We start from the raw sequence: 11472 nt of genomic DNA, 5'->3' as shown, positions 1-11472 counted from the left end.
CAGTGCACATTGCTAGCGCAGGTCTAGGGGAAACCAATAATGAAAAACCCTTACGCTCTCGGCTTCTGGTGCGCCCTGGTCGCACTGGTGCTGCTGTCTGCCACCTATTTCTACGGCATCATGCTGGCCCATCAGATCGACAAGGCTATGGTCTTCCTCGACAGCGCGACCGCGTTGATCGCAGTGATGGCGATTGTGGTGGTGGCCTGGTCGTTGGTGCAGGTGCAAAAGCTCAAGAAAAGACAGCTTGAGCAGAGCAAGACCTTGCTGCTGATCTGGGACACCAAAGTCGCGTTGCGCAAAGTCGAAACCGTGTTCGACCGCTACTTCTGGGGCAGCTACTGGCAACCCGGACGCACCTTCGCCGAGGTCATGGGCGAACTCACCGGCACCCCGCTGGAAAAAAGCCTCGAAGCCCTGAAAAAACAATGCCTGGAACTCGACAGGCAAGTCGCCGATGACGGCTGGCACTGGTTGAACAATGCCCGTGAGCTGTCCGACGTGGCCACGGCCATGGCCCGCGAGCGCTATCAACTGGATTTCTGTGACCCGCGCAACGACGGGCCGGGCGGGGCGGTGATCGACCGGGATTTCGAGGTGCTCGTGTACACCTGGACCGCGCGGCTGAAAAGCTTCGATCATCAGCTCGACGAGATCGAGGTCCAATATTCCTGATCCCGAAAAGATCGCCGAACCCGGCGATCTTTTTGTTTGTCCATGTCCCGTGGACACTCTTTAACCTTTAAACATTGGGCCGCCCTGCGCGGCCAGTGCTAATCTCCACCGCTAAATTCAGCGGAGTCGAGCCACGACCCGGTCACGGGTTCACGGAAGACGACCACACCTTCAGCCACGGAAATCGATCAGGTCATTCATGAATAAATCAGCAGGCGTGCTTCTCGGAATCGTTGTTGCCATCGGCGCCATCAGCGTCGGCGGGGCCTGGTATACGGGCACCAAAATTGAAGGCGTGCTCAACAACGCCGTCGTCGACGCCAACAAAGAGCTGCAGACCGCCATGGCCGGTTCCAACGGCAGCGCGTCGCTGGAGCTGGTATCGCTGGAGCGTCACACCTTCAGCAGCACCGCGCACTATCGCCTCAAGGGTGAAGGCGAGATGTTCGGCGAAGCGCCGGTCGAGCTGCTGTTCGTCGACCACATCGAACACGGCCCGCTGCCGTTCTCGCGTCTGGTCTCGCTGAAATGGCTGCCGGTCATGGCCACCAGTCACTACGAGCTGGAAAAGACGCCGGTCACCGAAAAATGGTTCGCCGCCACCAAGGGCGCTGCGCCACTCAAGGGTGTGGTCAACATCGGCTACGATCAGTCCACCACTGGCAACATTGAACTGCTGCCGCTGGAAACCGCGCTGGACGACAAGTCGAGCCTGAAGTTTTCCGGCCTGAACATGGACATCTCCGCCAGCGCCCAGGCGCAGAAGGTCAAGGCCAACGGCTACATGGACAGCCTGCACCTGACCACAGTGGCTGAAGATCAGGCGCCGGTGCAGATCGAACTCAACGGCCTGACTCTGGCCAGCAACCTGAACAAGAGCAGCTACGGCTATTACACCGGCGAGAACACTCTTGAGCTGACCAGCAGCAAAACCACTTTCGGCGCCAAGCAGTTGGTGCTGGGCGTGAAGAACTTCGAGATGAAGAACCTCACCGAAGAGAACGGCAGCAACGCCTCCGGTCGTGCCGACTACAAAATCGGCGAAGTGACCCTCAACGACAAGAAAATCGGCTCGGCCAACCTGGCGATGAGCCTGAAGAACCTCGACATCCCGTCGGCCCTGTCGCTGATGCAGATCTACCAGACCAAGCTGCAGCCGTACGAAAAAGCCGCCGCCGAAGCGACTGCCGCCGGCCTGCCGGCGCCCGAGCTGAACCTGACCGAAGCCGAGTCCGCCCAGGTCAAGGCTGACATGCAGAAACTGCTGGCCGCCGGCCCGCAACTGGCGCTGGAAGACCTGTCGCTGAAAACCGCCAACGGTGAAAGCCGTGCCAATCTGGTGCTCGACCTGACCAAACCGGCCTCGATGGACCTGCCGCCGGATCAACTGGGCAAACAGCTGATCGCGCTGCTTGACCTCAATGTGCAGGTGTCCAAGCCAATGCTTGTGGATCTGCTCAGCGTACAGGCCCAGATCGACGGTCAGACCGATGCCAAAGCCATTGTTGATCAGGCCAGCGCCGCCGCTGACATGTTCTCCGGCATGGCCGTGGGTTCGCAGCTGGCAGCGCTGGATGGCACCAATGTGACGACCAAGTTGCATTACGCCGCCAATCAGGTGGAGTTCAACGGCCAGAAGATGACCGTCGAGCAATTCGTCGGTTTCCTGATGAGCAAATTTGCCGGCGTCAGCGTCAGCCAGGAACAGTAAAACCCCGCGCAACACCTCAACGCCCGGCCTTTGCCTCTCGCAAACGCCGGGCGTTTTGCTGTCTGGAATCTGCGTTTGCGGCGAGCCCCCGCGTTTCCGGTCACGAATCTGAACAAATATTGTGTTCTGAATATTGGTCTACGCTTGCGTGCAAGACTGCTTGGATTAGCTTGGCCGAGTGATTGCGACTTGGCCTCCGTTACGAATCAGGCAAGGGGGGGCATTGCAACCCGGCTGGCCATGTAAGGATGCTGACGAATGCCGCGTACTGATGTTCCCGTATTACATCGTGGTTTACGCCCTTTGTTTCGAGTCGCGCTGTGCAGCCAGTTGCTCTGGCCCGCATTGGCGCTGGCCGATACGCCCTATGATCAAATGGTGCGTGATGCGCGTGCCGGGCAGACCACGCCTGCACTGAACGTGCTGCGTCAGGTTCCGCCGGGCCAGTCGACCACGGGGCAGGTCAGCGATCACCTGCAAATCGCCAGTTGGGCCGGGCTCGATGCCGAAGTGGTCAAGGTTTATGAAACCGAGGGCCGCAACCGTGTTTTGCCTGTTCAGGCCCTGACCGCCACTGCCCGCGCCTATCGCAATCTCAAGCGTTGGGATCAGGCCACCGAGGTCTACAACAAGGCCCTGGCGCTGGAGCCGAACAATGCCGACCTGCAACTGGGTCTGGCGCTCACTCAGGCTGATTCCGGCAAACCCGATGAAGCCGTGGCCCGCGCCAAAGCGTTGGTTGCCGCCAAGCCTGACGATCCCTCTCGCCGTCTCGCACTGGGCTATGCCCTGACCCGCGTCGGCAAACAATACGACGCACTGTTCGAATACGATCAGGCCTTCGTTCGCGCCGGCAGCAAACCGGAAGTCGCCCGTGAATACGTGGTCGCCCTGCAAAAGGCCCGCCTGCCCGAGCCTGCACTGCGCCTGGCCAACCAGCGTCCGGGATTGATCGACCCGGTGACCCTGCGCCGTCTCGAAGGCGACCTGGCCGCCGAACGGGTGCGCCTTGCCGAATTCGCCACCCGCAGCGAAAAAGAACGCTACGTGATCGCCGACCGCGCACTGGCCGACTACGACAAACTGCTCGCCACCTGGACCCCCGACGCCAGCGCCCACGATGACGTGACCCGCTGGCGCATCGACCGCATGGGCGCCCTCAAGGCCCGGGCGCGCACAGCCGACGTGATTACCGAATACCAGAAGCTGCAAGCCGAAGGCGTGAAGATTCCGACCTACGCCCTGCGCTGGGTGGCCGCGTCCTATCTGGATCAGCGGCAACCGGAAGTCTCCACCGACCTGTATCGCCAGGTGCTCTCGGCACCGGACGCCGATGCCGGTGATCGCCTCGAAGACACTACCGCGCTGTACTACTCGCTACTGGAAAGCGACCGTGCCGAGGACGCACGCAAGGTTGCCGAAGACCTGGCCAAAAACGAGAAACCGCGCGTCGAACTCAAGGGCCTGCCCATCGGCAACCCCAGCGACGACTGGATGGACGCTCAACTGTTGTCGGCCCAGGCCGCCGGCACCTACGGCGCGGACCTGCCCCATGGCGAGGATCGCTTGCAGACCCTGGTCGACCAGGCGCCGGGTAACGTCGGCTTGCGCCTGTCCCAGGCCGATCTGTACCTGGCCCGCCAATGGCCGCGTCGCGCCGAAAGCCAGCTCAAGGAAGTCGAGAGCATGGTGCCCCGGGACATGGGCCTGGAAGTCGCTCAGGCCCGCACCGCCATGACCCTTCAGGAGTGGCGGCAGATGGATGCGCTGACCGACGACGTCGTCGAGCGTTTCCCGGACAACCGTCAGGTGCAGCGTGCCGCCCGCGAGCGCGAAGTGCATGACATGTCCGAGCTGCGCGTCGAAGCCTACGGTGGCAAGGCCAATGGCGGCAGCGGTGGCAATGCCGGCGCGGTCAGCGGCAGCCGGGACTTTGGTATTCAGAGCACGTTGTACAGCCCGCCGATCGATGAAGACTGGCGCGTGTTCGCGGGGATCGGTTATGCCACTGGCGATTTCGCTGAAGGCACCGGCAATCACCGCTTCCAGCGTGTCGGTCTGGAGCGCCGTACCCGCGACATGACCCTCGAAGCGGAAGTCTCCAACCATTCCTACGGTTATGGCGACAAGCAGGGCGCGCGTCTGGCGATTGCCCGGGACATCAACGACAACTGGCAGTACGGCGGCAGCCTTGAATACCTGTCGGCGGATACCCCGCTGCGCGCATTGAACAGCAACATCAAGGCCAACGGCGGCAGCGGTTTCATCCGCTGGCGCGCCAATGAAAGCCGCGAGTGGAAACTGTCGGTCAGCCCGTCGCACTTCAGCGACGGCAACAACCGCGTCGAAGCCTTGCTGACCGGGCGCGAAGGCGTCTACAGCACCACTCATGTGCAGGTCGATGCCGGTCTGGAAGTCAGCACCAGCCACAACTCGAATTCCGAAGACGTGCCTTACTACAACCCGAAGGCGGACTTCAGCGTGATGCCGACGGTCAACGTCAACCACGTGCTCTACCACCGCTACGAAACCTCCTGGAGCCAGCAGTTCCAGGCCGGTGCGGGTACGTACAGCCAACGTGACCACGGCACCGGTGGCATGGCGATGCTCGGCTACGGCCAGCGTTATGCCTGGAACGACGTGTTCGAGGTGGGCGGTTTGTTCAGTGTGATCAACCGGCCCTACGACGGTGATCGGGAAACCGATCTGCGTCTGCTCGTCGACCTCACTTTCCGCTTCTAGAAGAGTTTGAAGATGCCTTTGATTTCGCGTTTCATCCTTCTGCTGGGAGTGCTGCTGATCAGCGCCTGCGCCCAGCAAGCCCCGGCCTTCGCGCCGCCGTCCGAGCGCCCGGTGGCGGCCAATGAAAAGCCATGGCCGAAAAACCACGTGCTGGGCATCGCCTATCACGACGTCGAGGATCGTGATCCCGATCAGGCCGTGGTGGCGGTGCGCACCGAGCGCATGATCGAGCAACTGGCGTGGCTGCGGGAAAACAACTACAAGCCGGTGACGGTCGATCAGATCATGGCCGCGCGCAAGGGCGGGCCGGAACTGCCGCCAAAGGCGATCCTGCTCAGCTTCGACGATGGTTATGCCAGCTTCTACACCCGCGTGCTGCCAGTGCTGCGCGCCTATAACTGGCATGCGCTGCTGGCACCGGTGGGCGTCTGGATCGACACACCGCTGAATCAGCCGGTGGATTTTGCCGGTACCCCGCGTCAGCGCTCCGACTTTCTGACCTGGGATCAGATACGGGAAATCTCGCAATCCGGCCTGGTGGAAATCGCTGCCCACACCGACGCCAGCCACAAAGGCATCCTCGCCAACCCGCAAGGCAACCTGCAGCCGGCGGCCGCGACCCGGCGTTATGATCCTGTGACCAAACGCTATGAGTCCGAAGCGGATTTCCAGGCACGTATCCGCACTGACGTGGCCACCATCTCGGAAAAGATCCGTAAGGCCACTGGCAAGAAACCACGGGTCTGGGTCTGGCCCTACGGTACCGCGGACGGTACTTCACTGACTGTGGTCAGCGAGCAGGGCTACGAAATGGCCCTGACCCTCGATGACGGTCTCGATGCCCTCGACAACCTGATGAGCAGCCCTCGGTTCCTGGTTGCGTCTGACCCGGATGGCGAGCACTTTGCCAACAGCATCGTAGCGGTGCAGTCCGACTCTCCCATGCGTGTGGTGCACGTAGACCTGGACAATGTTTATGACCCGGACCCGGCGCAACAGGAAGTCAACCTCGGCAAGCTGATCCAGCGCATGGCCGACATGGGCGCCAACACCGTATTCCTGCAAGCTTTCGCCGACCCGAAGGGCGATGGCCTGGTGCATTCGCTGTACTTCCCCAACCGCCACTTGCCGGTGCGTGCCGATATTTTTGACCGTGTCGCCTGGCAACTGCGTACCCGGGCTCACGTGAAAGTGTTCGCCTGGATGCCGGTGCTGAGTTTTGCGTTGGATTCGAAATTGCCACGGGTCACGCGCTGGGACCCGAAGACCGGCACCACGTCGGTCGACCCGGATCAGTACAAGCGGCTGTCGCCGTTCGATCCAGAGGTGCGGCGGATCATCGGTGAGATCTACGAAGACGTGGCGCGCCTGACCTCGGTGGACGGCATCCTTTACCACGATGACGCCGTGCTGTCGGATTTCGAAGACGCCAGCCCCGAAGCGTTGAAGGCCTATGTTGCCCATGGTCTGCCAGGCTCGATTGCCGCCCTGCGCGATGATCCGGCGGCCATGCAGCGCTGGACCCGGTTCAAGAGCCGTTACCTGATCGACTTCACCAACGAACTGACCGCCAAGGTCCGGGCGATCCGGGGCCCGCAGGTGCTGACCGCACGCAACATCTTCGCCGAGCCGGTTCTCAACCCCGAGAGCGAAGCGTGGTTCGCACAGAACCTCGACGACTTCCTCGTGAGCTACGACTGGACGGCGCCGATGGCCATGCCGCTCATGGAAAAACAGACCCATGCGCAATCCGGCCCGTGGCTGGAAGAACTGGTGGCGAAGATCAAACAGCGCCCCGGTGCACTGGATCGCACGGTGTTCGAATTGCAGGCCCGGGACTGGACGAAAAAGGACCAGGCCGACATCGACGGTGCACAACTGGCCGACTGGATGGGCCGCCTCAAGCGTCAGGGCGCGACGAGTTTCGGCTACTACCCGGATAACTTCCTCGAGAACCTGCCGGACCTGAAAACCGTGCGGCCTGCGCTCTCCAACAAATGGAACCCATGACATGCTGGATAGACTGCTGGCCCTGCTTGTTCTGGCGATCGTCCTCGGCGTCCCGCTGGGGCTGATCTTCCTGGTCACCGGGCAATTCCTGATGGACTTCGTGTTCTTCTACCCGCTGTTCATGTCCGGGTTGTGGATTTCCGGCGGCCTGTATTTCTGGCTGCACTGGGAGCGGCACTGGCCGTGGAAAGACGACACGCTGCCGCCGCCGCTGGAAGGCGAACCGCTGATTTCAATCCTGATCCCTTGCTACAACGAGGGCGATAACGCCGCCGACACCATTCACGCGGCGTTGGCCCAGCATTACCCGAACATCGAAGTCATCGCGATCAACGACGGCTCCAAGGACAACACCGCGCAAGTGCTGGACGCGCTGGCCAAGGAAGACCCTCGGCTGCGGGTGCTGCACCTGGCGGAAAACCAGGGCAAGGCCGTGGCCCTGCGCATGGGCGCCATTGCGGCGCGCAGCGAATATCTGGTGTGCATCGACGGTGACGCGCTGCTGGCGCCGAACACCGCTGCTTATCTCGTGGCACCGATGCTCGACAACGCGCGGCTTGGCGCGGTGACAGGCAACCCGCGGATTCGCACGCGTTCGACGCTGGTCGGGCGGGTTCAGGTCGGCGAGTTCTCGTCGATTATCGGGCTGATCAAACGCACCCAGCGGGTGTTCGGGCGGATCTTCACCGTGTCCGGTGTGATCGTTGCGTTCCGTCGCACGGCGTTGAACCGGGTCGGCTACTGGAGCCCGGACATGATCACCGAAGACATCGATATCAGCTGGAAACTGCAACTGGACCACTGGAGCATCTTCTACGAGCCCCGCGCCCTGTGCTGGATCCTGATGCCGGAAACCCTGCGTGGCCTGTGGAAGCAGCGCCTGCGCTGGGCCCAGGGCGGCGCCGAGGTGCTGTTCAAGAACATTCGCGGGATCTGGCAGTACCGTCACCGTTATCTGTGGCCACTGCTGTTCGAATACTGCCTGTCGACCGGTTGGGCGTTTACATTCCTGCTGTCGGTGATTTTCTGGGGGATGGGCAAGTTCATGGTCATGCCCGAGGCCATTGCCGTGCATCACCTGATGCCGCCGGCCTTTACCGGGCTGCTGCTGGCGTTTGTCTGCCTGGTGCAGTTCGCGGTCAGCATCGTCATCGACCGACGCTACGAGCCGGGTCTGGGCAGAACCATGTTCTGGGTGGTCTGGTATCCGTTGGTGTTCTGGTTCATCAGTCTGCTGACCACGCTGGTCAGCTTTCCGAAGGTGCTGTTCGGCCAGCATCAGAAGCGTGCGCGCTGGGTCAGTCCTGACCGGGGCATCAAACCGGCGGGCGACGACGAAGAGGAGGTCATCAAATGAAAATCATCCGGACCCGCCAGCGGCCATTCCTGGTGGTGATCGACGTGATCCTCACGGTGCTGGCCTGGGTTGGCCTGTTGTATCTGCTGGTGCGCGGGCTGTGGCCGCTGATTGAAACCCATGCCGGCGGGCCGCGCATCGACAATTCGGCGTTCGAAGCCCTTGGCACCTTGCAGATCTATATGTGGGTGGCGCTGGTCAACGCCGTGATCCTGATTTCCTGGGCCCGTTATCAACAGCGCAAGAGCCGCAGTTTCGCCCAGCGTCGCCTGGCCGCCCCGGTGGTCGACGATGACGGCCTGAGCAAAAGCTTCAAACTGTGCGATGACCGCCTGCAGAAGCTTCGCAGCCCCGGTGTCATCACCATCCACAACAATCAGGACGGTGACGTCAGCCACGTGGTGCCGCACCTGTGGCCGGTAGAGCCGGCGGAACTGCCGCCACCCCTGGCGCCGCTGGAGCATCCGCGGGTGATTTTTCTGCATGCCGAGGACGACGATAACCGTGAGCCGACGAACCGTCTGTAAGCGCGGTGATACCAATGGGCGTCATTTGCCACTGCCACGGCACGAACGGTACAGCTATAGTCTGCAGGCCGAAGACGGCCCAACTGCACAAGGTGCTCCCGGAATGACCCGATTGACCTCTCTCAACCCTTGGCTGGCGGCCGTTGCCGTCGCCCTTTGCGTGCAGTTTCCGGCGCAGGCCCAAGAGCGTTTCACCCTCAGCATTCCCGGTGTTTCGGACAACCGTCTGTTCACCGCGGCGGCGGCCAGTGACGCCGCGGGTTGTGGCGGCAAGAACCTGTCCCCGGCGCTGAGCTGGAACGCCGGCCCGGCCGCGACCCAGAGCTATGCCATCGTGATGCACGATCCGGACGGCCAGAAAGGCCTGGGCGTCGATCACTGGGTTCATTACGGCATCAAGGCCACGACCCGGCAGATCCCGGCCGGCAGCGGCACCAAGCCGACTTTCGAAGGCCTGGGCGGCACCAACAGCAAAGGCACGACCACCTATGTCGGCCCGTGCCCGCCGACCGGCGACAGCGCACATCACTACATCATTCAGATCTATGCCCTGGACCTGGCCCCCGACGCCTTGCCGGCCGGCCTGACTCGCGCCCAACTGCTGGAAAAAATCAAAGGTCATGTGCTGCGCAACAGCAGTGCAGTGCGGCGTTATCACCGCTGAAAATAATGTCGGCGGCGTTTAACCCGAACTGATAGGGCTGTCCGTCTCAGAGGTTGAATGGATCAATTCTTCCTCGAGGTCAGCCCCCATGTCTCTTCCATCGACGCTTCTGCGACCCCTGGCTGCCGGTGTGCTGTTGGTCGTCGCCGGTTGCGGTGTTTCCTCCAACCCGGAATCCGCCGCCGTGCGGCCACCGGCACAGCTCCCCTCGAAACCCGTGGTGCAGCAAGAAGCGGTCATGGCCGATCACTCTTTGGCCAAGCGCAGTGCATTGGCGGCGCCGACGGCCAGTTTTGCACCGATGCCCGCCGGGGAAAGTTATCCACAGGACTATCGCGCCGAGCCGCGCGAGCAATACGAAACCCTGGCCGATAACCCGATCCACAGCGTTGCCGAAACGCCCGTCTCGACCTTCAGTGCCGATGTGGATACCGGCGCCTACGCCAACGTCCGCCGTCTGCTGAATCAGGGACGCCTGCCGCCGGAAGGCGCGGTACGGCTGGAGGAGATGGTCAATTATTTTCCCTACGACTATGCGTTGCCCACTGACGGCTCACCTTTTGGTGTAACCACGGAGCTGGCGGCCACTCCGTGGAATCCGCACACCCGTTTGCTACGCATCGGCATCAAGGCGTCCGACCGCGCCGTGGCGGAGCTGGCTCCGGCCAATCTGGTGTTTCTGGTGGATGTGTCCGGCTCGATGGACCGTCGCGAAGGGCTGCCGCTGGTCAAAAGCACCCTGAAGCTGCTGGTCGATCAACTGCGCGAGCAGGATCGCGTTTCGCTGGTGGTGTATGCCGGCGAATCCAGAGTGGTGCTGGAGCCGACGTCCGGACGGGAAAAAGCGAAAATTCGCACAGCCATCGAGCAGTTGACGGCGGGAGGCTCGACCGCAGGTGCTTCCGGCATCGAACTGGCCTACCAAATGGCTCAACAAGCGTTCATCCCCAACGGCATCAACCGCATCCTGCTGGCCACCGACGGAGACTTCAACGTCGGCGTCAGCGACTTCGACAGCCTCAAGCAAATGGCTGTGGATAAACGCAAGACAGGGATTTCCCTGACCACCCTGGGATTCGGTGTGGATAACTACAATGAACACCTGATGGAGCAACTGGCGGATGCCGGCGACGGTAACTACGCCTACATCGACAACCTGCGTGAGGCGCGGAAGGTGTTGGTGGATCAGCTCGGTTCGACCCTCGCCGTGGTGGCGAAGAACGTCAAGTTGCAGGTGGAATTCAACCCGGCGCAAGTCAGTGAATACCGGCTGCTCGGCTACGAAAACCGCGCACTCAAGCGTGAGGATTTCAGCAATGACAAGGCCGATGCCGGTGAAATCGGTGCAGGCCATACGGTGACCGCGCTGTATGAAATTGTCCCGGCCGGCGAGAAGGGCTGGCTGGAACCGCTGCGCTACGGTAAGTCGGAGCCGGCTATTTCCGGGAAGAACGGAGAATTGGCGATGCTGCGTGTGCGATATCAAAAGCCCGAAGGTGGGAAAAGTCTGCTGATCGAGCGGCCGATTGCCAATCAAGTCGCGCCGGCCAGCGAGGATCTGCGATTTGCCGCCGCCGTCGCCGCGTTTTCCCAGCAACTCAAGGACGGCCGCTACACCGGTGATTTCAGCCTCAAGGACACCGAAGTACTGGCCCGAGGTGCCCGTGGCGATGATCGCTTCGGTCTGCGCAACGAGTTCGTGCAACTGGTGGAACTGGCGCAGAGCCTGCGGACTTCGACTGCGTCCAACACGATGGCGACTGAGCGACGGATTGAATAGTGAGCC

The 11472-nt window shown here is 61.8% G+C and carries 8 protein-coding genes; all 8 read left to right on the top strand.

Annotated elements, in window-relative coordinates; genetic code table 11:
* The first annotated feature begins 39 nt into the window (after positions 1 to 39).
* Positions 40 to 675, top strand: coding sequence for an NADH:ubiquinone oxidoreductase subunit N (locus tag OQ248_RS09635; RefSeq protein WP_085733402.1), 636 nt, complete (start codon positions 40 to 42; stop codon positions 673 to 675).
* Positions 676 to 874: 199 nt separating this feature from the next.
* On the top strand, positions 875 to 2386 hold the full coding sequence (locus OQ248_RS09630; RefSeq protein WP_265812704.1) for a YdgA family protein: 1512 nt from the start codon (positions 875 to 877) through the stop codon (positions 2384 to 2386).
* 258 nt (positions 2387 to 2644) lie between these two features.
* The gene (pgaA, locus tag OQ248_RS09625; RefSeq protein WP_265812703.1) at positions 2645 to 5128 is read left to right on the top strand and encodes a poly-beta-1,6 N-acetyl-D-glucosamine export porin PgaA; all 2484 of its coding nucleotides are present in this window, start codon (positions 2645 to 2647) and stop codon (positions 5126 to 5128) included.
* A 12-nt stretch (positions 5129 to 5140) separates the two neighbouring features.
* Positions 5141 to 7138 (top strand): poly-beta-1,6-N-acetyl-D-glucosamine N-deacetylase PgaB, encoded by a 1998-nt coding sequence (gene pgaB / locus OQ248_RS09620; RefSeq protein WP_265812702.1) that lies wholly within the window; start codon positions 5141 to 5143, stop codon positions 7136 to 7138.
* 1 nt (position 7139) lies between these two features.
* Complete coding sequence (pgaC, locus tag OQ248_RS09615) at positions 7140 to 8495, top strand: poly-beta-1,6-N-acetyl-D-glucosamine synthase (protein WP_265812701.1); 1356 nt, start codon at positions 7140 to 7142, stop codon at positions 8493 to 8495.
* On the top strand, positions 8492 to 9022 hold the full coding sequence (gene pgaD / locus OQ248_RS09610) for a poly-beta-1,6-N-acetyl-D-glucosamine biosynthesis protein PgaD (RefSeq protein WP_114880962.1): 531 nt from the start codon (positions 8492 to 8494) through the stop codon (positions 9020 to 9022). The genes pgaC and pgaD overlap by 4 nt, the downstream gene beginning before the upstream one ends.
* Before the next feature lie 103 nt (positions 9023 to 9125).
* Positions 9126 to 9686, top strand: a complete 561-nt coding sequence (locus OQ248_RS09605) for a YbhB/YbcL family Raf kinase inhibitor-like protein (RefSeq protein WP_085712643.1) — start codon at positions 9126 to 9128, stop codon at positions 9684 to 9686.
* A gap of 88 nt (positions 9687 to 9774) precedes the next feature.
* A complete protein-coding gene (locus OQ248_RS09600) occupies positions 9775 to 11466 on the top strand; it encodes a VWA domain-containing protein (protein WP_265812700.1) in 1692 nt (563 codons plus the stop codon).
* The last annotated feature ends 6 nt before the right edge of the window (positions 11467 to 11472 follow it).

It is taken from the genome of Pseudomonas sp. COW5, assembly GCF_026240005.1.
Taxonomy (GTDB): Bacteria; Pseudomonadota; Gammaproteobacteria; order Pseudomonadales; family Pseudomonadaceae; genus Aquipseudomonas; species Aquipseudomonas kribbensis.
The sequence above is the reverse complement of the archived record's forward strand: the minus strand, read 5'-3'. Positions and strand labels throughout refer to the sequence as shown.